General features: G+C 42.7%; 20 protein-coding genes. 8 read left to right on the plus strand and 12 right to left on the minus strand.

Annotation, left to right across the window (positions count from 1 at the left end; translation table 11 throughout):
* Positions 1-97: 97 nt before the first annotated feature.
* Positions 98-853, plus strand: a complete 756-nt coding sequence (locus BLS32_RS11575; RefSeq protein ID WP_245699424.1) for an alpha/beta hydrolase — start codon at positions 98-100, stop codon at positions 851-853.
* A 49-nt stretch (positions 854-902) separates the two neighbouring features.
* Positions 903-1,337 (plus strand): DUF1456 family protein, encoded by a 435-nt coding sequence (locus BLS32_RS11580; protein WP_091395781.1) that lies wholly within the window; start codon positions 903-905, stop codon positions 1,335-1,337.
* A gap of 45 nt (positions 1,338-1,382) precedes the next feature.
* Here the strand turns inward: BLS32_RS11580 and BLS32_RS11585 are convergent, their stop codons facing one another.
* Positions 1,383-2,729, minus strand: a complete 1,347-nt coding sequence (locus BLS32_RS11585; protein ID WP_091395784.1) for a glycosyltransferase family 39 protein — start codon at positions 2,727-2,729, stop codon at positions 1,383-1,385.
* A gap of 133 nt (positions 2,730-2,862) precedes the next feature.
* Here BLS32_RS11585 and BLS32_RS11590 point away from each other — a divergent pair, with 133 nt between their 5' ends.
* The 4 genes from BLS32_RS11590 to BLS32_RS11605 all read left to right on the plus strand — a co-directional run bounded on the left by BLS32_RS11590 (position 2,863) and on the right by BLS32_RS11605 (position 5,044).
* Positions 2,863-3,306 (plus strand): VOC family protein, encoded by a 444-nt coding sequence (locus BLS32_RS11590; protein WP_091395786.1) that lies wholly within the window; start codon positions 2,863-2,865, stop codon positions 3,304-3,306.
* Between the two features lie 88 nt (positions 3,307-3,394).
* Positions 3,395-3,808, plus strand: a complete 414-nt coding sequence (locus tag BLS32_RS11595; protein WP_091395789.1) for a VOC family protein — start codon at positions 3,395-3,397, stop codon at positions 3,806-3,808.
* Between the two features lie 79 nt (positions 3,809-3,887).
* A complete protein-coding gene (locus BLS32_RS11600) occupies positions 3,888-4,568 on the plus strand; it encodes an SGNH/GDSL hydrolase family protein (RefSeq protein ID WP_091395792.1) in 681 nt (226 codons plus the stop codon).
* Between the two features lie 2 nt (positions 4,569-4,570).
* The gene (locus BLS32_RS11605) at positions 4,571-5,044 is read left to right on the plus strand and encodes an OsmC family protein (RefSeq protein WP_091395795.1); all 474 of its coding nucleotides are present in this window, start codon (positions 4,571-4,573) and stop codon (positions 5,042-5,044) included.
* 154 nt (positions 5,045-5,198) lie between these two features.
* On the opposite strand, the gene sucC is transcribed toward BLS32_RS11605, so the two are convergent.
* Complete coding sequence (gene sucC, locus BLS32_RS11610) at positions 5,199-6,392, minus strand: ADP-forming succinate--CoA ligase subunit beta (RefSeq protein ID WP_091395798.1); 1,194 nt, start codon at positions 6,390-6,392, stop codon at positions 5,199-5,201.
* A gap of 357 nt (positions 6,393-6,749) precedes the next feature.
* On the opposite strand from sucC, the gene lysA reads away from it, so the two are divergent.
* Positions 6,750-7,955 (plus strand): diaminopimelate decarboxylase, encoded by a 1,206-nt coding sequence (gene lysA, locus BLS32_RS11615; RefSeq protein ID WP_091395801.1) that lies wholly within the window; start codon positions 6,750-6,752, stop codon positions 7,953-7,955.
* A 4-nt stretch (positions 7,956-7,959) separates the two neighbouring features.
* Here lysA and BLS32_RS11620 read toward each other — a convergent pair whose 3' ends face one another.
* Both BLS32_RS11620 and BLS32_RS11625 read right to left on the minus strand, forming a co-directional pair.
* Entirely contained in the window at positions 7,960-9,351 is a 1,392-nt protein-coding gene (locus tag BLS32_RS11620) for a hypothetical protein (protein WP_091395805.1), read from the minus strand.
* 3 nt (positions 9,352-9,354) lie between these two features.
* Entirely contained in the window at positions 9,355-9,825 is a 471-nt protein-coding gene (locus BLS32_RS11625; protein WP_091395807.1) for a T9SS type A sorting domain-containing protein, read from the minus strand.
* Between the two features lie 159 nt (positions 9,826-9,984).
* Here BLS32_RS11625 and BLS32_RS11630 point away from each other — a divergent pair, with 159 nt between their 5' ends.
* Positions 9,985-11,403 (plus strand): alkaline phosphatase, encoded by a 1,419-nt coding sequence (locus tag BLS32_RS11630; protein WP_091395809.1) that lies wholly within the window; start codon positions 9,985-9,987, stop codon positions 11,401-11,403.
* Between the two features lie 129 nt (positions 11,404-11,532).
* Here the strand turns inward: BLS32_RS11630 and BLS32_RS11635 are convergent, their stop codons facing one another.
* The 8 genes from BLS32_RS11635 to BLS32_RS11670 form a co-directional block, all read right to left on the minus strand.
* Complete coding sequence (locus BLS32_RS11635; RefSeq protein WP_091395812.1) at positions 11,533-13,410, minus strand: OmpA family protein; 1,878 nt, start codon at positions 13,408-13,410, stop codon at positions 11,533-11,535.
* Between the two features lie 11 nt (positions 13,411-13,421).
* Positions 13,422-14,369, minus strand: a complete 948-nt coding sequence (locus BLS32_RS11640) for a PorP/SprF family type IX secretion system membrane protein (protein WP_091395814.1) — start codon at positions 14,367-14,369, stop codon at positions 13,422-13,424.
* 5 nt (positions 14,370-14,374) lie between these two features.
* The gene (locus BLS32_RS11645; RefSeq protein WP_170227563.1) at positions 14,375-20,767 is read right to left on the minus strand and encodes a T9SS type B sorting domain-containing protein; all 6,393 of its coding nucleotides are present in this window, start codon (positions 20,765-20,767) and stop codon (positions 14,375-14,377) included.
* Positions 20,768-21,148: 381 nt separating this feature from the next.
* Positions 21,149-21,574, minus strand: coding sequence for a hypothetical protein (locus BLS32_RS11650; protein ID WP_091395820.1), 426 nt, complete (start codon positions 21,572-21,574; stop codon positions 21,149-21,151).
* 17 nt (positions 21,575-21,591) lie between these two features.
* Positions 21,592-22,536 (minus strand): NAD(P)H-dependent flavin oxidoreductase, encoded by a 945-nt coding sequence (locus tag BLS32_RS11655; RefSeq protein WP_091395823.1) that lies wholly within the window; start codon positions 22,534-22,536, stop codon positions 21,592-21,594.
* Between the two features lie 3 nt (positions 22,537-22,539).
* Complete coding sequence (locus BLS32_RS11660; RefSeq protein ID WP_091395827.1) at positions 22,540-24,156, minus strand: S8 family serine peptidase; 1,617 nt, start codon at positions 24,154-24,156, stop codon at positions 22,540-22,542.
* A gap of 25 nt (positions 24,157-24,181) precedes the next feature.
* Positions 24,182-25,369, minus strand: coding sequence for a tRNA 2-thiouridine(34) synthase MnmA (mnmA, locus tag BLS32_RS11665; RefSeq protein WP_091395830.1), 1,188 nt, complete (start codon positions 25,367-25,369; stop codon positions 24,182-24,184).
* A 256-nt stretch (positions 25,370-25,625) separates the two neighbouring features.
* Entirely contained in the window at positions 25,626-26,345 is a 720-nt protein-coding gene (locus tag BLS32_RS11670) for a toxin-antitoxin system YwqK family antitoxin (RefSeq protein ID WP_091395832.1), read from the minus strand.
* Positions 26,346-26,426 lie beyond the last annotated feature (81 nt).

The raw sequence follows: 26,426 nt of genomic DNA on the forward strand, positions 1-26,426 counted from the left end.
CATTCAAACGTTTAAGATGCTTATATTTGAAGTGTTAAACTGAAACCGCGTTTTTATGACCCGATATTCCCTTTATTTATTGTTAGCTGTCTTTTGTATGAAAGCAAATGCACAGGAAAGTACCGCTTCTAAACAGGTGTCGACTTTTACGATTGATGCGCCACAACTCCACTCCACCAAAAAGATCTGGGTGTACCTGCCTAAAAACTACAAGGCTTCTGCCAAAAAATATCCGGTGATTTACATGCACGACGCGCAGAATTTATTCGATGCAAAAACGTCTTTCGTTGGCGAATGGAATGTAGACGAAAGCCTCGACAGCCTCAACGCACAGGTAATTGTTATCGGAATTGAACACGGAAACGACAAAAGGATTGACGAACTTACGCCTTACAAAAATGCCAAATACGGCGGCGGAAATGCAGACGCTTATCTTGAGTTTATTGTCAAAACACTGAAGCCTGAAGTCGATAAAAAATACCGTACGAAAACAAATGCAAATAACACTGCCATCATGGGAAGCTCGCTTGGCGGATTGGTTTCTTATTATGCCGCTTTAAAATATCCTGAAGTTTTCGGAAAAGCAGGCGTTTTCTCACCCTCTTTTTGGTTTAGTGACGAAATCTACAAACTCACAGAAAACACGAAGAAAATCAAAACCAAAATCTATTTCCTCTGCGGTGACAATGAAGATGCCGAAATGATTCCAGATATGAAAAAAACAGAAAAGCTTCTCGATGAAAAAAGATGCTACTGCCTGCACCTTACAAAAGAAACGATCGTAAAGGGCGGACAGCATAATGAGAAATTATGGCGCGAGCATTTTGTAAATGCGTACCTTTGCCTTTTTTAATTGACCATTCAACGATTTGCCTTTTGCCTAAAATATAAAAACATAAAAAATGGACAACAACGATATATTTAAAAAACTACGCGTCGCACTTCAGTTGCGTGACGAACAAATCCTTGAAATTCTGCAATTGGTCGATTTCAGGATTTCGCCAGCCGAGCTTGGCGCTTTTTTTAGAAAACAAGACCATCCAAATTATATGGAATGCGGCGACCAGGTGTTGCGTAATTTCCTGAATGGATTGGTCATTCACTTGCGTGGAACCAAAGAAAATCCGAAAAATGCCATGGACGTGATTTCCGAAAACAACAAGAACGTACAGGCTAGTGCGCCACGCTTCCCGAAAGACCAGCCTATCAAAAACACTTTTCCAAAACCCAAACCCGCAGGCACAAAACCTTTTAAGAAGCAAGCGCCAAAAAAACCGGCACCAAAAATAGAAGTTGTCGAGCGAGTGAAATTCAACAACGGCAAAAACAAGAAATAAAAAATCCCGGCAATTGTCCGGGATTTTTTATAGTATCAAAATTGTTCAGGATTTAAAAAATAAACCCGAAAACTTATCGGTATACTTTCGGATGAATGCCAAGCGGTACAATCCTGCCGCACTCATAATGTACAGCGCTGCTTTCGTTGGAAAAATGTATCTCGGCTCCATGTAAATGAGTCCGTGGAAAATCAGCAAAGCAACAATAACACCCCAGAATACCCAGTAATTGATCAGGTTTTTCTGTTTGAAAAGAAAAATCGCAGCACCTATCATGATTAAAATATTGACCAGGTTAATGATCAGGATAAAGATGTAGAAACCCGTTGCCCCTTGTAGCGGGCCCATTTTGAACTTTTCAGGTCGCAGGCTGTTGATGTAGTACAAATGCCCATATACGCACTTTATGACAAATTGCCTGGCCAGCAAAAAAGGATGCTGCAGTGCATCATTAATAAGAAAATCCCTATATACTTCGTTATGCGAACGGCCTGTTGCCTTTGATTCTGCAGACAAATCGCGCGCGCTCTGAATCCAGTCCTGGTAATCTTTGCTATCCGACCTGATGTCGTTCTCCCAATACCTGATATCGGTTGGTTCGTTCCTGAACTGAAACCTTCCCTGATGCGCCACATAATAAAAATAATACTGTTGGTCAACGTCGGTTTTATTAGCGGTAATCGCTTTCGACATTTCCAAAACCCCAAAAGCAATCAGCCCGGTACAAAAAAAAGATACCAGCATTTGCTTTCCGTATTTTGCGAAAAATGCTTTGTTGCGAAACCACGCATAAAAAACGATCACTACGCCCAAAAGCAGAATCAACATCGCGTTTGGCCTGTTTAGGATCAGGAAGCCCATTCCTGCAATAAGCCACAACCAGCCGCTTTTTGATTCGGGTTTGTAAAACGCAACCGACCATCCGTACAACAGCATCGCCAGGGAGAAAAAAGCCGGCGGCTCGCCACTGATCCCGAGCGAGTAATAGCAATGCATCGGAAAGATAAAAAACAACAGCATGCTCAGCACGGCGATCTCCTTTGAAAAAAAAGCTGTAGCCGCCCTAAAAATAAGCAGCATGCTCAACGTAATGACGATCGAGGTAAAAATCACGCCGTAATTCCAAAGCTGGTCGTCGGTTGCATCCGAAGGTGCGAAAAGATAAACGGCTGCATAAAAAAATACCGGGCCGGGCGCTTTTGAAATCATGACTTCTTTATAAGGCATGTCACCTTTTAAATACAGCGCGAGGTTTTTCCCTTCTATATGAAATGTTGCATCTCCAAAAGGCTTTACTTTAAATGGCAGATTGGCTACTGCAAACATTAGCAAAGACGAAATCACTACAATAAAAAGGTCGATTCTTTTAAATGAGAGTGTGGTGGTATTCATAGGTCGGCGGGTGAAATTTGCCGCTAAAATAATCAAAATATAATGAACGCTGTTTTGCTTTTTATTTATATTTGACGGTCAAAACAATGCTTCAACTACAAATACACTTATTCCAAACTTCAAAAACAAAAATATGGCTACAATCAATCCTTACCTGACTTTTAACGGAAATTGCGAAAAAGCATTTCTTTTTTACCAATCGGTTTTCGGTGGCGAAATTCCGTATATGGGCCGTTTTATCGACATGCCGCCTATGGATGGTAAAACGATTAATCCTGAAGATGCCGAAAAGATCATGCATGTGAACCTTCCGATCAGCAAAGAAACGACACTTTATGGTAGCGATGCCACAACAGAATTCGGTGGAACCGTCACTGCCGGAAATAATTTTTCGATTACGGTAAATGTAGAAAGCAAGGAAGAAGCGGATAAAATTTTCAACGGACTTTCGGCTGGTGCCAATGTAAATATGCCGCTACACCAGTCTTTTTGGGGCGCTTATTTCGGAATGCTGACCGATCAGTTCGGAATCAACTGGATGGTAAATTATGACGCACCGGGAGAACATTTGTCGTAATCACCCACGAAAATTGTTTTCGTTACACTTCTAAATCCTGATCATTTGGGTTAACTTTATCACATACAAATCATTAAAAAATAAGATTATGATAAAGCAACTCTGGATTAATTTGCCTGTAAAAAATGTCAGTGCATCGAAAGTATTTTTTACCAAACTCGGATTCACATTCAATTCCGGGCACGGCGATTCTGAAACTTCTGCCTGCCTGATCATTGACGAAAAGAAAACCGCCATCATGCTTTTTGAAGAAAGCCAATTAAAGGAATTTCTGATGAATGCCGTGACCGACACCAAAACCAGCAACGAAGTCATGATTTCTTTTAGCGCGGAAAGCAAAGAGCAAATTGATGAAATGGCCAAGAAAGCCGAAGATGCCGGTGCGAGCGTATTCTCAAAACCAGCCGACATACAGGGCTGGATGTACGGATTTGCTTTCGCAGATCTCGATGGCCACCGCTGGAACATGCTGTATATGGACATGGCGAAAATGCCGAAATAATTAATAATGAACAATTGACAATGCTATTACGGCAATCTGCATCATTATCAATTATCCATTGTCAATTAATACATTTCTTATGAAAATAAAAATAGCCCTCACTGCTTTCCTGTTGATTATGGCAAAAAACGCAACTGCTCAAGATTGGGCAAACCTGAATCGTTTTAAAAACGAAAACACTGAATTGGCAGCTAAAGGCGTTGTGAAAAAAGGCGTCGTATTCATGGGTAACTCGATTACGGAAGGCTGGCTCAAAGCCGATCCTGATTTTTTCAGGTCAAATGCATACGTCAATCGCGGCATCGGCGGACAAACTACTCCGCAAATGCTGTTGCGCTTTCGCGCTGATGTGATCAATCTAAAACCCACAGCAGTCGTCATTTTAGCGGGAACGAATGATATTGCCGGGAATACCGGGCCATCAACGCTCGAAATGATCACGGACAATATCGCCTCTATGGCAGAACTGGCTCAGGCCAATGGCATCAAAGTCATTTTATGTGCCGTGCTTCCCGCATTCAATTATCCGTGGAAACCCGGCCTTGAACCTGCACAAAAAATTGTCAGTTTAAATGAGATGATCAAAAGTTACGCAAAGCAACATCGTCTGCAATACATCGATTATCATTCGGCGATGAAAGACGAACGCAACGGACTCAAAAAAGAATTATCAGAAGACGGCGTACATCCGAACAAAACCGGATATGGCATCATGAAACCATTGGCTGAAAAAGCGATCGCAGCAACACTCAAGCAATAATTATGTCGGCACATTCTTATTCTTTAGAGATGAAATGGACGGGAAACCTCGGAACCGGAACTTCTCATTACCGCGCATACGAACGCAACCATACGATTTCATTCGAAAACAAACCCGATCTTCAGGCTTCTGCCGATCCTACTTTTCGCGGCGACCCGACAAAATACAATCCCGAAGAATTGCTGCTCGCAGCGTTATCCGGCTGCCACATGATGAGTTTTCTGCATGTTTGTGTGAATGCAGGCGTGATTGTGACCGCGTATGAAGACCACGCCACCGGATCGATGACTGTAAATCCTGACGGAAGCGGGCATTTCACAGAAGTCATTTTGAATCCGCGTGTAACGGTCGCCGAAGAATCAATGCGGCAAAATCTTGATAAATTGCATTCCAAAGCGAACAAACTCTGCTTCATTGCAAATTCCTGTAATTTTCCAATATTGCACAAGGCAACATCCAAAACAGAAACAATATAAAACAAAAAAATCCCGGTCGCTAAACCGGGATTTTTTACTCAATAAGTATCAGAAATAATTTTGAACACTATAACCAATACATTTTTATATTTTAATGAATTCGATAAGTTTCCACAACGAATGTCATTATTAATTATTCATTGTCAATTGTTAATTAACTCAAAGCTGCCTTCACCTGATCTGCCGCTTCCTGAAATTGTGTTGCAGATAAAATCGGCATTCCAGAGTTGTCGATCAGTTCTTTTGCAATTTCGGCATTCGTTCCCTGCAAACGAACGATGATCGGCACTTTAATGGCGTCGCCCATGTTTTTATAAGCATCAACAACACCTTGGGCCACTCTGTCGCAACGAACGATTCCTCCAAAAATATTGATCAGGATCGCTTTTACATTCGGGTCTTTCAAAATGATGCGGAAAGCCAGTTCCACACGTTTGGCATCAGCAGTTCCTCCTACGTCCAGGAAGTTTGCCGGCTCAAAACCTGCATATTTGATCAAATCCATCGTCGCCATCGCAAGTCCGGCACCGTTTACCATACAACCTACCGTTCCGTCAAGATCCACATAATTCAAACCAGCCGCTTTCGCTTCTACTTCAATTGGATTTTCTTCACGGATGTCGCGCATTTCTGCATATTTCGGGTGTCTGTACAAAGCGTTGTCATCCAAATTTACTTTGGCATCCACGGCGATAATTTTGTTGTCAGACGTCTTCAAAACCGGGTTGATCTCAAACATCGAAGCATCGCAACCAACGTAAGCATTGTACAAAGCCGGAACGAAAGCCGTCATTTCTTTAAACGCAGCGCCCGAAAGCCCTAAGTTAAAAGCAATTCTTCTTACCTGGAAAGCCTGCAAACCTGCGGCAGGATCGATTTCTTCCGTAAAGATTAAATGAGGTGTGTGCTCAGCAACTTCCTCGATATCCATTCCACCTTCAGTAGAATACATGATCATGTTGCGTCCTTTTCCACGGTTCAGTAAAACCGACATATAAAATTCAGATGTTTCGCTTTCCCCAGGATAATAAACATCCTCAGCAACCAAAACTTTGTGTACTTTTTTACCTTCAGCCGAAGTTTGTGGCGTGATCAACTGCATTCCAATGATCTGTTCTGCAATTTCTTCAACCTGTTGCAGGTTTTTCGCAAGCTTTACACCGCCGCCTTTTCCGCGTCCTCCGGCGTGAACCTGTGCTTTGATCACATGCCATCCTGTTCCGGTTTCAGCTGTTAATTGTTTAGCAGCAGCAACCGCTTCCTGTGGATTATTTGCCACATAGCCGCGCTGTACTTTTACGCCATAACTGGCCAATATCTCTTTTCCCTGGTATTCGTGTATATCCATAATGAAGTATTTGACTTTTTAAAAGTGCCACAAAAGTAACGAATTCGGATTAATCCATAAAGAGAAAATCGCATTAATTTCAGGCAAGTATTTTGATTTTTCAGGAGCTGGTTCCTGCTGTCTGCTGTATCTTTTGTTCCATTGCATTCCACAAAAGGATGCCGCTTCCATCAGGGCTATGGCATCATGTTTCAAAATGGAATTTGATCTAACGACAATATTTAAACTTCAACCTGGAAATTATTAAATATTCAATCTCCTTTAAAAATTTTGTCAAATCGATATAAATCACAAATTCTTATGAATTGTTTTGGAAGTGCGCCTTTCGAATAATAGTTTTGTGTAAAATCTTAAAAAATGCAACCCAAAGAATTAGTCCAGTTAGCAGAGCAGTTTGGCAGTCCTTTATACGTTTACGACGCCGACAAAATCAAATTCCAGTACAACCGTTTAACAAGCGCTTTCTCAAAGGTGAAGCAACTGCGCGTGAATTATGCGGTCAAGGCATTGTCGAATGTAGCGGTTCTGCAATTGCTAAAATCAATGGGCTCGGGTTTGGACACGGTTTCGATCCAGGAAGTCCAGCTTGGCTTGCACGCAGGTTTTCCACTTGAAAAAATCATTTATACACCAAACGGAGTGTCTTTTGAAGAAATTGAAGAAGTCGCCACACTCGGCGTTCAGATCAATATTGACAACCTTTCGGTACTCGAGCATTTCGGCACCAAACACCCGAAAGTGCCGGTTTGCATCCGCATCAATCCGCACGTCATGGCAGGTGGGAATACGAATATTTCTGTTGGCCACATCGACAGCAAATTCGGGATTTCGATCCATCAGTTGCCGCATCTGCTCCGGATTGTTGAAAATACAGGCATGCACATCAACGGCATCCACATGCATACAGGTTCTGATATTCTGGATATTGAAGTCTTTTTATACGCAGCAGAAATCCTTTTCGACACCGCAAAACATTTCAAAGAACTGGATTTTCTGGATTTTGGAAGCGGATTTAAAGTACCCTACAAAAAAGACGACATCGAAACCGACATTGAAGAACTCGGTAAAAAACTTTCTAAACGTTTTAATGCGTTTGAAAAAGAATACGGCCGCGAACTCACATTGGCCTTTGAGCCCGGAAAATTCCTCGTCAGCGAATCCGGATTTTTCCTTGCAAAAGTCAATGTTGTGAAGCAAACGACCTCAACCGTTTTTGCCGGGATCGACAGCGGTTTCAACCATTTGATCCGCCCCATGTTTTACGGTTCGCAGCACCATATAGAAAATATTTCGAACCCAAAGGGTAAAGAACGTTTTTACTCGGTTGTAGGTTATATCTGTGAAACCGATACCTTTGCAAACAACCGCAAAATTGCCGAAATAAAAGAAGGTGATTTGTTGTGTTTCAGGAACGCCGGTGCGTATTGTTTTTCGATGGCGTCAAATTACAATTCGCGTTACAAACCCGCAGAAGTGCTGTGGATTGACGGAAAAGGCATACTCATCCGCGAACGCGAAACGTTTGAAGATTTATTGAAGAATCAGGTAATGATAGAATTGTGATTGTTTAATCTGTCCAAATTGTATTTCCGTTATTGATCAAAGTTTGCTTGTCAATAATTCCCTGGCCTGTAGGCGGTGCTGGTGTACTTTGGGTAATAGACAAACGATTCCCTGAAGTTACCTGAAGGTGTAACATCTTGTCTAGCAAATAATTCACCTGCGAACTTGGAAAAAGATTGCCATAGACATCTATGTTATTTACAGTGTTAAGATACCCTGTATAAAGAGGAATTGACAGATTGGTCAAACTGATATTCCCTACAATAAAAAAAGAGCTTACACTTTTAAATTTAGGAAAATTAATTAATGTGAGTACACTGTTACTATCTATGGACAGCTGTCCTGAGATTTCAAACTCTGGTAAATTTAAGTTTTGCAATCCGGTGTCGGATATCCTGAAACTACCACAATTTTTGAAAGCCTGGAGTGACAAAGTGACAAGATTTGGGCTTCCTAATATATCAAAATTTCCAATATCTCTCACTACAGGCATTTCAATGAATACCAAAGATGCGTTATATGAAATGGAAACAGTGCCGTTTCCTGAAGCCAATCCGTAAACTGCTTGCTCGTAAACCGGCATCGAAACTGATTGTAAGGAGTTATTGGTCCTGATGGAAATTGTCGAAGAGGTTTTCAGTGACGGAAACGTGAGATGCTGCAAGGACCCATTATTCATTAAGATTGTAGTATCATATACTTTTTGCAAAGCATCAAAGTTTAAAGTATTCAACGATGCATTTCCTGAAATTTCAATGTCTTTGTAAACAAATTTCAATTGTCCTAAATTTAGAGTATTTAATGCCCCATTGTTAATTACTTTTAGCGTAAGTAAGTTATCTATCGTACTCAAATCCAACGTGGTCAATTCAGTCGTATTCAAAACATAAATATTTTCTGTATTTGGGCCAAATTCTTTTGACAATCGTTCCCTCGCCTGCGTGTCAGTAATGTCTCCTGTAAGGTAAATTGTAGACTTTCCTTGTGGCTTACTATTTTCTGCATACAGCGCAAATGGTACACTCAACAACTCGCTTGTTCCCGCGATTGAATAATTTGAACCGCCATTCGGATCGGTTTCTGTCTTTACGAAAAAGGGAGCATTTGCCCAATTGATCGCATTAAATGCGCCGGTTTGAGGAGATCCGCCTCCAATTTCAATTGACATCAATCCATTGACATTCGTAGTAACCAGATGCGTTTCTGCATATACGACCGCACCCGAAACCGATCCACTAAGGATACTGATGCGCACGCCAACAGGCACGTTTGCCACTAAGCTTCCCGACGCATTTCTGACAACTGCCTGATAGCTCATTTTTTGTGGTGCTTGTGCAAAGGCATTGGCAAATGCGAAAAACATCAGTACTAAAGCGAGCTTAAAGATTTTTTTCATGCGTTATTTTTTTAGGATTTTAAAAGTTTTTATGGTGCTTTTCTGATCTGAAATGGCCAGCAGGTAAATTCCCGGCTGTAAATTTTCCATTGGAACAGCTGTTTGCAAACTGTTTATTATGGATTTTTTAATAATGATCCGACCATTGATATCATACAATTCGAATTGTAAATCTTCTCTTAGAGATGCCATTTCAATCTGCAATTGACCGGCGGTCGGATTTGGATATGCGGTGATTGCAATCGCAGCAGGAACAAAATCTTCAAATCCCAAAACCATAATTTCAAAAGGCTGCTGCAATCCTTCGATAATGTTTTTATCCGAGCTGTCCAATTGATGGTAGCCGATCTGCCCGATCGAATAAGCCACTGACCCGCTCCCGCCAACAGCATTTCCACCAGCAGCGACAACATTTTCCTGTGCTTGGATCACAATTGAAACAAATGAAAGCAATATTGATAGTTTGTATTTCATGCGCTTAAAATTAATCAAAATCCGTGTAAATGAAAGTTTTAAAGCACCAAAGAAAAAATAAAACTAAATCTTGTTAGGCATTTTAAAATAATAAACTCTTAACACATTTCCTTCGGATGTTTTTTATCTTTGAATTCCTTTTAAAAACTTAAATTTCAAATGAACAGAAGAAAGTTTTTCCGCAACGGCTCACTCGCAGCCCTTGGTTCAGCCCTCATCAACCCTTTAGACGTTTTTGGAAAATCGCAGGATTTTGATCTGTCTGGCAGAAATAAAAAAGCCAAGAACATCATTTTCCTCGTCAGCGACGGCATGAGCACCGGAACATTGAATATGGCCGATTTGTTCCTGAACCGAAAATTCGGAAAAGGCAGCAACTGGATCCAATTGTATAAAGACAACCGCGTCTCGCGTGCTTTGATGGACACGGCTTCTGCAAGCTCGATCGTCACCGATTCGTCGGCAGGAAGCTCTTCGTGGGGCGGCGGCGTTCGTGTTCCGAATGGTTCGCTGAACGTTGGTGCCAACGGAGAAACGTATCTTCCGATTCTGCAAAAATTTAAAAAAGCCGGAAAAATGGCGGGTTGCGTGACGACCGTTCCGATCACACATGCCACTCCGGCCGGATTCTGCGTCAACAGCAAAAGCCGAAACAGCCAGGAAGACATCGCGGCGCAATACCTCGATTTGGGTTTTGACATCATGATGGGCGGCGGAAACCAGTATTTTGCTTCGGATAAACGAAAAGACAAAAAAGACATGTATGCGGCCTATGCTTCTAAAGGCTATCAGGTAGTGAAAACGCGCGCAGAAATGATGGCAGCATCATTGGACAAACCTGTGATTGGTGTTTTTGCAGACGATGCTTTGCCGTATTATGTGGACAGAAACAACGATGCAGATTTAAAAAACAGCGTGCCTTCTCTTGCCGAAATGGCACAGAAAGCGATCGATCGGATGAAAAACAACCCCAAAGGATTTGTCCTTCAAATTGAAAGCGGAAAAGTCGACTGGGCGGCGCATGCAAATGACATCGGCGGATTGATCAACGACCAGATCGAGTTTGACGAAGCTATTAAAATCGCGATTGAATTTGCCGAAAAAGACAAAGAGACTTTGGTCATCATCACTACCGATCACGGAAACGCAAATCCGGGCATCATTTATGGAAAAGAGGCGAATGCGAATTTCGACAGCATCCAGAAATACACCAGAACAAACGAATGGATTTTAAATGCGATTCACGCCGATTCGTCGGTGGCACAGGTTCGTGAAATTATTGATGCTGCGAACGGCGGAACGATTTCAGAAGATGATGCAAGAGCGGTATTGTCCTATTATGACGGATTGCACAAAGAAGATGGCGGCTTGTACAATTACAAAAAACTGCCGTTTAAAGCATTTTCAGAGATGCAGAAAAAATCAAACTCAGTAGGCTGGATCAGCATGGACCATTCGGCTGATTATGTCGAATTGGCGATGTTTGGCCCAGGAAGTGAATTGTTGAAGCCTTTTGTAAAGAATACAGATTTGCATTACCTGATGTTGCAGGCTGCGGAAGTGGAGAATAAGTTTTGAGTTTTTTGAGTTCCAAAGTAGCAAAGTGAAATAAAAAAAAGCGTCCAACATACATTGAACGCTTTTTTTTATACATGATCTGAAAAACTTTATAACTCTGCTACTTTGCTACTTTGCTACTTCGCAACTCTATTTCAAAATAATGAATTCACAACGCCTGTTGATCGAATGCTCCTGCTCTGTACACGGTTTGGCATCACCACATTTGATTAGCGGCATTTCCTCGCCATAGCCTTTGGATTGCAGTCTTTTGCGTTGGATGCCGTTTTTAACAAGATAATCCAGTGTGGCGGCAGCCCTTTTATTGGACAAAATCATGTTGTACATATTCGATGCTCTCGAATCGGTATGCGCGCCAAGTTCGACTTCCATTTCAGGGTATTTTTTCAGCAGGTCTAGCAATACATTTAAAACGCTGGCGGCTTCGGGTTTGATATCCCATTTATTCAAATCGAAATAGATGTTTTCGAGGACGATTTGTACTTTTCCATCTTGTCGTCTGGTGATGATTTCTTCGGCATCGTCATAACATTCCATGAAGAGTTCGATCGTGTAACGCATTTTTCCGTCTTCATTCGTTGTAAATTCCTCGCTATGCGGAATGTAGAAATCGCGTGCCGCTTCGATGCGGTATTTCTTGTTTGGTTCGGTGTTAAAGGTATAATCGGCTGTGGCGCCAACAATCATCTGCCCTACAAGTTTGTCGTTTTCATCATATAAAGTAACCTGTGTTCCCGGCAGTAAAGCCTGTGTATTCTTATCTTTCACATCACCTTCAACGATGTATCGGTCTTCGTTTTCTTTGCGTGTAAAACTATACAGGTTATCGCCTCCTTTTCGGTTGGAGGCCAAATAACCGGTGTTCTTTTTTTCATCAACAACATACCCAAAATCGTCCATGTTGCTGTTGATCGTTTCACCAAGATTCAACGGTTTGGCAAAAACACCGCTGTAGGATTTGCTCATGAAAATATCAAGTCCGCCCATGCCTTGATGGCCGTCGGAAGCGAAATATAAAATCGTTCCGTCATCAGAAATAAAAGGGAATTGCTCGCGATGAATCGTATTGATCGTATTGCCCATGTTTTGCGGCGTTCCGAAAGTTCCGTCTTCATTCACATCCACAACATAAATATCAAATGACCCGATAGAACCGGGCATATCACTTGAAAAATACAGTTTTTTTCCGTCTTTGCTCAAAACCGGATGCTCTGTAGAATAAGTGTCGCTGCTGAAAGGAACAACGCTTACATTTTCCCATTTGCCATCTTTGAATTCGGCTTTAAAAATCTTGACACTGGCAAATTTGTCTTCTCCTACCGCAACTTTTTTATCACCTGTACGGTTAAAATACATGATCTTTCCGTCGCTGCTAAACGTCGCATTGCTTTCGTGTGTTTTGGTATTGATTTCTTTCGGAAATGGCTCGACTTTGACCAATTGCCCTTTGCTGTCGACTTCACCGCTGAACAAATCCAGATATGGCCTGTCGTTCCATCCATAAGCTTTGCTTTCACCATTCCGCAACGATGCAAATGCCACTTTATCTCCGTAAAATGAAATCCCGAAATCGCCATTTGAAGTATTTTTCGCCATCGGCTGGATGACATAATTATAAGGCACATTCGTATTTAAATTGGCTATGAATTTCACCGTGTTAACATTGTATTTCAAATACTGCCCCATGTAATCATCCGCCTTAGCGTAATCTGCGATGCCTAATAGTGCATGTGCATAACGGAAATACACTTCGGGTTTCAGGCTGTCTTTATACGTCAGGAACAGTTTTCCGTACACGCGCGTCGCGTCGATCATCTGCGAATTGTTGTAATAGGAATCGCCCAGGTTTTGCAGCACATTCTGGTTTTCCTTGACTTCTTCATACATTTTTGCCGCAGCGACATATTCCCTTTTTTCGAACAATGAATTCGCCTTTTTTTCACTGGCTTTCTGTCCGGACGCGACTCCGAAACAAAATATAAACAAGAGGTAAAAGCAATGTTTCATTTTCGTTTGTATTAAAAGAACCTTGGCGATTTGTCGTAGCCTTTTGATTTTAATCCTGAGAAATCAATATCGAACAGTAAAAATATTTCGTGTGTTCCGGAGTTGTATTTTCCGAGGTTTGACAGCGTATAATCGTAAGCGTATCCAATCCTTAAGCTTGGCGTTACATAAATATTGACCAATCCGCTGACAGAATCATCAAAACGATACCCAATCCCGCCTTCAATAAAATTATTGACCAGTACGTTTGCCGTAAGATCGAGCGCAATCGGAGCACCCGAAACGCCTTTGGCCATGAATGCCGGTTTGAATTTTAAGTTCGGATTCAGGTCGAATACATAACCTGCGGTCAGGAAATAATGCACATCTTCAACGCCGGTGGTCTGCAAGCCGTCTTTGCGGTCGAGGTGTTTTGTTTTCAACAGATTTGGTGCCGACAATCCGATGTAATAATGGTCGCTGAAGAAATACGTTCCAACGCCTACATTCGGAAAAGTCTTTGAAATATTCTGTGCGAATGCCGGATCGGCCGTTTCATCGGTATATTTAAATCCGCTGAAATCGGTGTTGAAAAGCGTTACGCCGCCTTTTAATCCGAAAGATATTTTTGTAGTTGGCGAAACCGGAACGACATACGCAAAATCGGCATAAATATTATTTTCATTGACGACATCCCCGATCGCATCGTTGACGAATGAAAGTCCGGCCTCAACCCTTTTCGCAATCGGCATGTGCGCGAAAACAGTCGCCGTTTTTGGCGCACCGACTGCTCCAACCCATTGCGTTCGGTACAAACCACCAACATTTAAAATGCCTTCATTGTCTGTTGCATAGCCAGGGTTGATCACGCTCATATTGTACATATAATGCGTAAACTGCGGATCCTGCTGTGCTTTTACCGATGAAAACAGTAAAAAGGCAGCGATAAAAAGTAAATATTTGGGATCTATTTTTTTCATTTCACTTATCTGCTTAAATAGATTCTGCCTTGTTTCGGATTCTTAATGCCGTCATTGAATTCGAGTATGTAAAAATACACTCCCGGCGGCAATGTTTTATCACCCATTTTCAGGCCGCCTTCGTTCGACGTTCCATCCCAATTTGGCGTATTTTTATTGCCTTTATATAATATATTTCCGTAGCGGTTGTAAATTTCGAGTTTAAAATTCGGATACAATTCAAACAACGCATTGATCACAAACTGGTCGTTGATGCCGTCGCCATTTGGAGAGAATCCGTCCGGGATAATCAAATCGTCACATTTGGTGAGATCTACTTCCACACGCAAACGCACGCTGCTTTCACAGCCAGAAGCCGTGTTGGAGGACGCATAATAAATGCCTCCGTTTACAAGCAGATCAGTATCGTTGTAAGCGGTTCCGTTCTCGGCAGCATTGTACCAGATTACCGGGTCCGGGCTTGAAATGTTCGCTGACAGATCGGCAACCGTCGGATTGTCTCTTAAACAGAATTCACCGCCGTCGCTGATGATGGTTGGCGTACCAGCCTCAGAAATCGTAAAAATTAAAGGATTAAAAGCAGTTCCTGTCGCGCCACACAATCCGTTGACAGAAGTCAGTTGAGCAATAATTAAAGTTTGCGTTCCGGGATTTGCAAATTCAGTTGCCGGAATCGTAAAACTTCCCGAACCGGATACAATAGTTACAGATACCGTTCCAGCTGATGCGTTTGCCCCTGACAATTGATAATTGATATTATAAACGCCATCTGCAAGTCCGGATGCGTTGGTAATAAATACTTCGTTGGAGAAATTCGCGCACGAAGCAGCTGCTGTTGCGGTTGCTCCGGTTGTATTCGGAACCGGGAATATTTGAAAAGAAGCGGTCGCATTTTCAGTCGCATTGCTGCAACCGGTAAGGCTGTTAATTCCTGAAATTGTCAAAGCATAAATACCAGCAGTCGGAAAAAATGAAGCCGGAAGCGTAAAACTTCCTACACCGCCGAGAATGTTTACTGCAGAAGTTACGGCGGTTGGCGGCGTTGCCGTTGGGAGGCTGATGTTGAAAATATAACTTCCGTCTGCCAGGCCCGTAGCGTTTGAAATGGCAACGGTTGTACTGCTTCCGAGGCATACATTGGCAATACTGAGATTTGTATTTTCAAGATTCGAAATTGGGAGTATCCTGAAATCTGCTGAAACATTGGTTAGTGCCATTACACAGGTTGTTGTGATATTTCCGATATTTGTAAATGCAATGGTGGTAAGCCCTAAATTCGGAATGTCGGCAGCGTTGATCACAAAAGTTCCCGTTCCTGAGGCTATGGTGATATTGATTGCTTCTTCGGCTAAAATATTTGTCCCTGATAAAATATAAGTCAATACATAGTCTGCGTCAGGCAATCCATTAAAAGTCACGATTGCATCGGATCCCGCACAAACCGGCATATTCACGGTAATATTTGCAGAAGTCAAGACCGGATTTGCCCTGACGGTGAAATTCACGATTTCAGAATCCGTTCCACAGGCATTTGTAATCTGGTATGTGAAAGTATAATTACCCGGAATCAGTGTATTCAGATTAACGATATTGTTCACGACAAGTCCGGCAGTATCAACCCAGTCGCCTCCTGTTTGGTAACTTCTGATCAAATTGAACAAATCGAGTGTACCCGATGCATTACAGAAATTTTGTGGCAAACCGATAAAAGCTCCCGCATCTGGAACTGAGCTAACAATCACCCTGACAACTGCCCTATCCGATTCACATGGAGAAACGCCACCTGTAACAGTATAAGTAAATTCATAAGTTCCTGCGCCAATGGTTGCATTGAAAATATTGCTGACTACATTACCGGTCGCATTGTTTGTCCAGATTCCACCCGCATCCTGAGTGCCATTCAATCCTGAAAATAAATTTACCGCATTGTTGGTGATACAGGCATTGATCAGAAGCGGCGCATTGAGTCCGCCTGCATTTGGCGAACGTGTGACATTGACGGTAACTGTTGCCGAATCCCTTTGGCAAAGCTCGCTTCCAACGGTATACGTATAAATTCCAGGCGCATCAATTTGCGGATTAAAAATACCTGAATTGCTTGCAAGTGTTGGTGTCCAGATGCCTCCGGTTTGTGGTGTTCCGTTTAAGAATGTGAATAAATCCACAGCGGGAAAATTGCTGCACAAAGCTGGTGCTATGCCTGGTTCTCCTGCATCCGGAATCGGGTTGATGGTTACCGTCACTGTTGCCGTATCATCGTCGCATGGTTGGCTCCCCGCGAAAGTATAAGTGTATATTCCGGCAGCATCTACAGCAGGATTGAAAACACCGGTTCCGCTGGCAAGTGCCGGTGACCAGGTTCCGCCAATTTGCGGTGTACCGTTTAAGTTTAAAAACAAATCCGCCGGAGCGCTATTGACACAGAAAGCGGCATTTCCGGGCAAACCTGCATCGGGACCTGGTGTAATTGAAATCGCCACCTGAGCTTGATCGTTCGGACATGGAAAAGTTCCTAAAACCGTATATGTGTAAATCTGAGCCACATCAACAGCAGGATTAAAAAAGCCAGTTCCGCTTGATAAAGCAGGCGACCAGGTTCCACCGGTTTGGGCATCCGGACCCAAAAGTACAAACAAATCGACTGGATCCTGATTCGAACAAAGTGTACGAATGACATCATTCCCGGCATTCGCCTGTGGTTTGATCGTAACGTTTACAATCGCTACAGCATTCGGGCAAGGTGCCGTTCCAAGTACAATGTATTGGTATTGTCCGGCCGGATCAATCGCAGGATTGAATATCCCGGTGCCACTTGCAAGCGCAGGCAGCCAGCTTCCACCGGTTTGTGCCGCAGTTCCTAAAAGCGAGAATAAATTAATCGGGTTGCTGTTGCTGCACATTTCAATACTCGTACTGTTTCCGGCAATTGGAGGCTGGGAAACCGTAATGGTTCTTGTTTCTGATAATGTCTGGCTGCAATTTAACGGAGCCGGCAGGGCGACATTGGTCAGAATAAAAGTGGTGTTCTCTGTATAACTTCCATCAATAAAATAGATTCCGGAAGCATTTAATGTTACCGTATGGGAGGTGCCATTTTGTGTATAAGTTACAATCGCGCCGGGTGTTCCGCTAATGGTTGCCCTTACGCTGCTTCCTGCACAAATTGATCCTGTCGGAATGAATAATGAAGCAGTCGGCAACGGAATTACATTTAAATCTGCAGGAATATTTAAAACATTAATACATGACGGCGTTCCTGTTGTAGTAACACTAATCAAAACGAAATGTACGGCTGTGGTAAAAGTTCCCGGAATATTAAAAATCCCGGAAGCATTTAAAGTCACTGTTTCTACTATGCTGTTTTGCGAATAAGTCACGATAGCATTTGGCGTTCCTGTGATCCTGACCGTTGCCGTTCCGCCGGAGCAAATCGTCGCTGGATCAATCACGATCGATGCAATTGGCAATGGAATAACCGTCAGATCTGCATTGCCAAAAATAGGCTGATTGCAACCTGGAGAACCTGTCGTGGCAGCACTTACCAATTCAAACCTAGTTGAAACCGTATATGGAATGGTGGTTGATCCATGACCTTCTCCGTCAAGCGGAATGGTCAGCGTATTGCCATTGGCAGTATAAGTAATTATGGCGTTTGGCGTACCGTTAAAAGTCAACGTCGCATTTTCATTGGCACAAATTACTAAAGGCAAAACAGACATCGTTGCTGTTGGCAAAGGCAATACCGTGATTGTAATTCTTTGCGTTAAAAGCTGTATGCAAACCGGAGTTGGAGGCGTTGAAATGCTTACAAGTACAAACTCGGTATCTTCTGTGTACGCTGCAGTTGGAACCGTATAAGTTCCGGTTGGGCTAAGCGTAATGGTGCGTGTGCTTCCGTTAACCGTATAAACGACCGTAGCATTTGGCGTTCCGGTAATGGTTACGGTTACATTTTGCCCTGAACAAATGGTATCTGCTGTTGCAGAAATACTCGCGGTTGGCAGCGGAATAACAGTTATCGTTGCAGACAATCCGGTTACCGGCTGTGAACATCCTGGACTGCCTGATGTAGTTACACTTATTGGAATGAATACCGTTGTGATTGCAAATGCCTGTGTAATCTCTGCAAAACCTGATGCATTTATTGTAATGGTATGGGAAACCCCATTTTCAGTATAGGTGACAATTGCTCCGGGCGTTCCGGTGATTCTGACCGTAGCTGTTGTTCCTGCGCAAATAGGGCTGGCGTCTGGGACGATACTAGTTACTGTTGGCAATGGCACCACATTCAATATCACGTGCTGGTCAATATTATTGGTGCAAAATGGAGCTAATGTAGAAGTGACGCTGACCACTATAAATTCAGTTTGGACCGTATAATTTGCAGCTGGCAATTGGTACACGCCATTTCCGTCCAGCCTGATGGTATGTGAAATTCCATTTTCGGTGTAAACTACATCGGCATTTGGCGTGCCTGTAATGTGTACAACCGAAGTTCCACCGGCACAAATGGTGTCTGCACTTAAAGAAATCGCCGCCGTTGGCAGTGTGCGTACATTAATATTTACCTGACGCCCGGTTAAAAGCTGTGTACAAGCCGGCAGTCCCGCTGTTGTCACACTGACAAGTACAAATACTGTATTTTCTGTATAAGACGCCGGCGGAACAATGTAAATTCCAGCGGCATTCAGCACTATCGTGCGCGAACTTCCGTTTATGGTGTAAACTACTGTTGCATTTGGTGTTCCGGTAATGGTTACAATGGCATTGCTTCCGAGGCAAATATCTGCAGCAACTACCGAAATATTTGCTATTGGGGGCGGAATCACAGTAACCGTAGCATTTTGCCCTATGATGGGTTGTGTACACGATGGCGGCCCAGCACTTGTTACACTTACAATAGCATAAGTGGTTGTGATTGTCGGATTGATATCAATAAATGCCGTTCCTGATGCATTTAAAACAATGGTGCGAATCGTCCCGTTTTCAGTATAAGTAACCGTTGCTCCGGGAGTTCCCGTAAATGTTACCTTTGTACTCCCGGCAGAACAAATCAATGGAATGCTGATCGAAACCGTAGCAGTCGGTAAAGGAAGTACATTGATTGTAAATGACTGTGTTAATATCTGGCTGCAGCTTGGCGTTCCCGTTGTTGCTACGCTGACCAATTTAATTTCAGTCACTGTTGTGTAAGTTCCAGGAATTGTTATTGATCCGCTGGCAGGAATTGTGACCATTCTGATCACGCCACCTACCGTATAAGTCACAATGGCATTTGGCGTTCCTGTGATAATAATATTTGAGTTTTCACCCGAGCAGATGTTCAGGTTCGAAATACTAAGAGCCGCCACCGGCAAAGGCAGGATGTTGATGGTAACCGTCGAAGTTACAGTCGGGCATACGCCAGAAGTAACAGTATAAGTAAAAACATACGGACTTCCAGCAGTGGTTAATGAGGCAATATTTACGGTTCCGAGATGTCCGTTTGTTGTAGCCAATGGGCCAGTCCATGTTCCAATCGTATGCGGAGTTCCGCCAAGCAGGTTAAACAAATTGAACGGTGGCGTTGACGGAACATCCGAAATACAAAGATTTCTCTGCCCATTTATCCCTGCATTATTTGGCTGTGTAAAAGCCACTGAAACACCAAGCCTGGTGGCACTTTCGCAAAGGTCATCCGAAGTAGCAGCGTAATAGGTTTGCCCTTCGATTAAAAGCGTTGTCGGACTTAATTCTACTCCCGAACTCGGACTCAAATACCAACGGATGTTACTCCCATTGGCAGTAAGATTGGCTACAGTCGGCGGCGGTTGAGCACAAAATTGCTGTGCCGTGTTTCCTGTTGGCGCAGGTAAAATCCTGACCAATACCAAAACAGAGCGCCTCGATGTTTCACAACCCGTAACCGGATTGATCTGGCTGGCATAATAAAGCGTATTATCGGTTAAAACCGTGGCCGGACTCAATGGCGAACCTCCGGTAGCAGCTGCATACCAACGTACCATATTCCCCACAACCTGTATGTCTGCAATCGTAGAACGGGCGCAAAATCCCTGTGTTCTTGGCTGCACGACAGGCGCAGAAACCACGCTGACGACAACTCTTTGGCGAATGCCGCAAGTTCCCGTATTGTCATCTGCAAAGTAATCTTCGCCATCAATGAGCGCAATCGAGTTTGACAAGGCCGTTGTTGAAGTGGCCGTATCATACCAAACGATACCGCTACCGTTATTGGTCGCAACAAGGCTCGCAATGGTCGGATAAGGGTTGTCACAGAAAGATTGTGTGGGATTTGAAACCGTTGGGCACTGCGCATGCGAAAATGTCAGGCACAGAAGAAAAGCCAGACAAAAAAAAGAGTGAAATATATTTTTTTTACTAAGAGTAATAATTCTCATACGCATCCCGAATTGACCAATTTAGAAATTTACAATCCCAACATCGTTAGGCATTTACAATAAAATTTCGACGTCATTTGCAACGATAATATTAACCAAATTAAATATGTTAATTTTTATGTTAACTTAATATTATGAACAAAATCATTAACAATTTTCAGCATTGCTATTTTGGGAAGAAAACATAAAAATCTGCAAATCAAACCTTAGAACCATAGATCACGAAAGTAGGGGTAACATGAAATACAAATGCACGGAAAATTGCTTTTTCGTGCAGTAAAAATAAAGAATTTTCTTCTAAAACAGTAGAAATTACAGGCAATTATTTATATCGGCAGGGCTTTGCTTTTTATGTGTGTGTATTAAACCCTAAAGCACAGCTTATTTCATATTTTTATCGACGTAATTGATAATGTTATAAACTACGATCACATCTTTCTGGTTGATGTAGAACTGCTTTCGGTTGTCCTGTTTTTTTCTGGTAATGATCGAGATTGTAAACGGAACGCCATTGTCATCTTTACAGCTAAACGGATAAATCAGATCATCGTCATTTTCAGTCTTGTCCTGATATTCCACAATATCATACAATTGCACTTCCTGCGAATATATGACAATCCTATTCTTATTGGTATCTAGTGAAATGACCATCGAACTGGGCTGCAATTCAGACCATTTTCCCCAATTTCCTTTTGCATCTTTTTCCAGTACGCTAAAGCCTGTAGTAAGAAATTTGTATGATTGAGAATATCCTTGCTGCAGGCCAAAAACCATCAGGAAAAGGAAAAACAATGTTCTAAGTTTCATATATGATGCGGTTTTAATTATATTTTGATGTTTGAAAGTTCGTTTTGGGCCAATTTAAATTCAGATATCACCGTATCGATAATTTCCTTAACGGATTTTACGTCATTGATTAATCCAGAAATTTGCCCGATCTCAAGTTCCCCTTCGATCAGATCACCTTCGAACATGCCGCGTTTGGCCCTTGCCCTTCCGAGCAAAATTTTCAGATCATCTGCCGACGGCGATTTCGTATACAATTCGATAATATCGTGGTAGAATTTATTTTTGATCAAACGCACCGGCGCAAGTTCTTTTAAGGTCACATGTGTCTCGCCTTCCTGCAAATCAACGATCGCCTGCTTGAAAGTATCGTGTGCCGAAGATTCTTCTGATGCTGCAAAACGACTGCCCATTTGCACGCCGTCTGCACCTAAAGCCATTGCTGCGAGCATGCCGCGCCCGGTTGCAATTCCGCCTGCGGCAATCAACGGAATGCTGATTTTTTCGCGAACCATCGGAATCAGCGTTAGTGTTGTCGTTTCTTCGCGCCCGTTGTGTCCGCCGGCTTCAAATCCTTCAGCAACAACAGCATCTACTCCGGCTTCCTGCGCTTTCAGGGCAAATTTGGAACTGCTCACAACATGAACGACCGTGATGCCGTTTTCTTTCAGATAAGCCGTCCACGTTTTCGGGTTTCCAGCTGAAGTAAAGACGATTTTTACGCTTTCTTCGACAATGATCCTCATAATCTCCTCGATGTTCGGATACAGCATTGGCACATTCACGCCGAAAGGCTTAGCAGTGGCATTTTTGCATTTTCGGATGTGGTCGCGCAACACTTCGGGATACATAGATCCGGCTCCGATAAGTCCCAAACCGCCGGCATTGCTGACCGCGCTTGCCAGTTTGTAGCCGCTGTTCCAGATCATTCCGCCCTGCACGATCGGATATTGGATATTAAAAAGCTGGGTGATTTTATTCATGAATTATTTCCTGATCAGTTTTCCTTTTTGAGTCGTTCCGTTGGATTCAATCTGGTATAAATAAATCCCGGATTTTAAATTTTCAACCCCTATTTCAGAAGATTGTGAAGTGATGTTTTTTTGTAAGATTTCCTGTCCCAAGGTGTTGTACAAGGTGATTTTTACGTTATCAAAACCCAACGGAAATGCAATACTTATCACACTTGCTACCGGATTCGGATAAACCAAAAATTGCCCTTCTGCAAATGACTGAATACCTAAGGTACTTTGCAAAGCGTCATAAAAATCCGGAATTCCGTATCCAATCTGATCGTTCGGACTGTTGTAAATACTAGCCGATTCTTTAACCAACTGCATGATTTCTTCATTGGTTTTTCCAGGCAATGCCTGCCACAAACTCGCAATCATTCCGGCCATAATCGGTCCTGAAAATGAAGTTCCGCTCGCTGTAGTAATATTCCCTGCAAGATTTGAAAGTACCGAAGCCTGGCCTTGAGCCGAAACATCAGGCTTTACCCGTCCGTCAGATGATGGGCCATACGAACTAAATGAAGCATAATTTCCCTGTGCATTTACCGCACCAATGGCAAGCGCATGCAAAGCATCTGCAGGCGTTGTGATGTAATGCCAAGGTTTGCTGCCTTCATTTCCTGCCGAAACCACGCAAATCATTCCGCGGCTGTATGCAATATCAAGTCCGCGTGCGATAAACGTAGTGGTTCCGTTCATATCGGCATACGTATGGCTGTAAGCGGTATTGTCAAAAACTGAATATCCCAGTGAGGTCGTAATAATATCAACACCCAAACGGTCTGCTTCTTCAGCGGCTTCTACCCAAAGCGATTCCTCAAGTGGGCCTTCATTATTGCCGTCTTCAGTGATAAACAAATAATAAGAAGCATCGGGTGCCGTTCCTACAAGCTGGCCTTCTACATAACCGCCCATTGTAGAAAGCACCATCGTTCCGTGGCTTAAACCAGCGTAGAAATTTTCATTTCTGTTGACATAATCGTATCCGCCAAGAATCTGGTTGTTGTCACGTAATCTGGCAAATGGAGCGACGGTGTTCACTGCCGGAAATCCGCCGTCCATCACGGCAATAATTTTTCCGGATCCGGTATAATTTTGCTGGTGCAACTGCACACCGTTGAGCATTTGGATCTGGTTTAACGAATTTCCGTAGTTAAAATCAGAAGCCGTTTCCATTGTTTTATTGACTTTATTGATGGTTTGCAGGGTGCGGTTTTTGGATGGTCCGTTGAGCGTTTTATCTGCAAAATCAACTTTTGTAACAAATGATAATGCCGCTAGTGCATTAATTTGGGATTGCGTTCCGCGGATGTGCAGCGCGTTCAGCCATTTGGATTTGGCCATGACCGAAATGCCGTCGGCTGCTTCAATCTGGTCGATGTAAGTTTGATAAACCGGGACATCTTTAAAGTCCAATGCGATATTTTGCGTGGCACGCCGATCCAATGACCTTTGTGTAAGCATCGTCAGCGGATTGTTTAAATATTGTTGGGAATCGGGTTTCGCATTTAAGTAAACCCACGCATCTTCGACTTGTGCAAATGTTGCGAATTGGATAAAAAACAGTGCAAGAAACGCAAGCTTTTTCATAATGAATAATTTACAGATTGTAAATCTATGAAATTACGCCCGAACCAACTAATTCATCATTCAAATACCAGGCAACAAATTGTCCTTCGGTAATGGCAGATTGCGGATTTTCAAATGCGACATACATGCCGTTTTCAAATTGGTGCAAAGTGGCTTTTTGCAATTCCTGGCGGTAACGGATTCTGGCCATGACTTTCATGGTTTCACCGCTTTTCAAAGTCATATCTGTACGAATCCAATGTACTTCAGACTTTTCTACAAACAATGCTTTTTTAAACAATCCCGGATGGCTGCTGCCTTGCCCGGTATAAATCGTATTGGTTTCGACATCGGTGGCAATGACAAATAGCGCTTCAGGTGTGCCGCCAACGTTTAATCCTTTTCGTTGCCCAACAGTAAAATAATGCGCGCCCTGGTGTTTCCCGACTTGTTTTCCCATTTCTGGCTTGTAGCCAATCGCCGACGCTTCAAAAGCCAAAGCTTCTTCGACAGAATCGTACGTTGGTTTCTCAGAATGGTAGATTTCCTGGGTTGAATTGATCTCGAAAATGAGGCCATCTTTGGGTTGCAATTTTTGCTGTAAAAATTCGGGCAGACGCACTTTCCCGATGAAACACAAGCCTTGCGAATCTTTTTTATCTGCAGTGACCAGTTCCATTTCTGCGGCAATCGCGCGCACTTCAGGCTTGGTCAGTTCGCCAATTGGGAACAAGGATTTTTCAAGTTGTTGCTGTGACAGTTGGCAAAGAAAATACGATTGGTCTTTGTTATTATCGCTTCCAGAAAGCAATTGGTAAACGGTTTTCCCGTCAACTTCAGTTTCTCCTTTGCGGCAATAATGTCCGGTTGCAACGTAATCGGCTCCGAGGCTTAGCGCAATTTTCATGAACACATCAAACTTGATCTCGCGGTTGCACAACACATCTGGATTTGGCGTTCTGCCTTTTTCATATTCGGCAAACATGTAATCTACAATCTTCTCTTTGTATTGTTCGCTGAGATCGACCGTTTGAAATGGAATCCCGAGTTTTTCTGCTACCAAAAGTGCATCATTGCTGTCTTCGAGCCACGGACATTCGTTTGAAATGGTGACCGAATCATCATGCCAGTTTTTCATAAAAAGCCCGATCACTTCGTAGCCCTGCTGCTGTAATAAATAAGCGGCAACACTCGAATCCACTCCGCCGGAAAGCCCTACGACAACACGTTTCATTTGGTATAATTTAAAGATTTAATTATTGAAAAGATTTAAAAAAATTTCAATGTGCAAAGGTATTATTTATTTTTCAGGTGAAAGTTAATGCAGTGGTAATTTTAAAGGTCGGATTTTAGAAGGATTTCGATTTTAGAAAACTGCCCTAGCCCTGATTGCTTCGCCAGTTCGCTTCGCTCGGGTGAAGCGGAAATCCTTTTTGAGTTTTTTCACCGAAAAAAGATTGCAGCGGATAGCAGGATTAGCTCCTAAAAAATTACATTTTCGGCTCGACTTTAGGTTTGTTTGGTTTTTTTCTGCCTTTGACCTTGTCCATATTGTCTTTGCTGACGAGTTTTCCTTCTTCGTAGAATTCCCATTTTCCGGTCTTTTTGCCATTGGTATAATTGCCTTTGGCGACTACATTTCCTAGCGGATCTTTATAAATTGCAGGGCCGTCAAACTGGCCGTTTTTATAATTTGATTGCTCTAAAATAATGCCTTTCTCGGTTATTTTTTTGTACGGACCGTTTTTAATTCCGTTGGTATAATTTGATTCTTCTGCGATATTTGCGCTTCTGTAAAAAACGGTGCGTTTGCCACTGAGTTTGCCGTTTTTATAATTTTCAATCGTCATGACCTGCGGCAGATCTTCGTGGTAATATTTCCATTCGCCTTCGGGCAGTTTGTTTACTTCCTTGCCTTCGCTGACTTTGTTGTTTTTCTGGTTGTAAAAAATCGTGTAGGCCGAATTGTCTTTGGAATTGAACTCACGCGTCGCAATCACCGATTTGGCTTTCGTATCATCGAAAAACTTAAACGTTCCGGTTTCTTTTCCGTGGTCGAATGTGCCTTCGTAGCGCGGCCTTTTCGATTCGGCATAAACCCCGCGCCACAATCCGTGCTTCAATCCTTTTTCGTCAGTTTTGTTGGTATCGGTTTGGGCGAATGCTGAAAAACTGGTAATCAGGGCAATTAAAATTCCGAAGTATTTCATGGATTTTTGTTTTTACTATAACCGTTTTTTGTGCGATTTATTTTGGCAAAATTACATATTAGTTGTGTTCAAAAAAAAAGC

It is taken from the genome of Flavobacterium noncentrifugens, assembly GCF_900100375.1.
In the GTDB taxonomy this organism is placed as follows: Bacteria; Bacteroidota; Bacteroidia; order Flavobacteriales; family Flavobacteriaceae; genus Flavobacterium; species Flavobacterium noncentrifugens.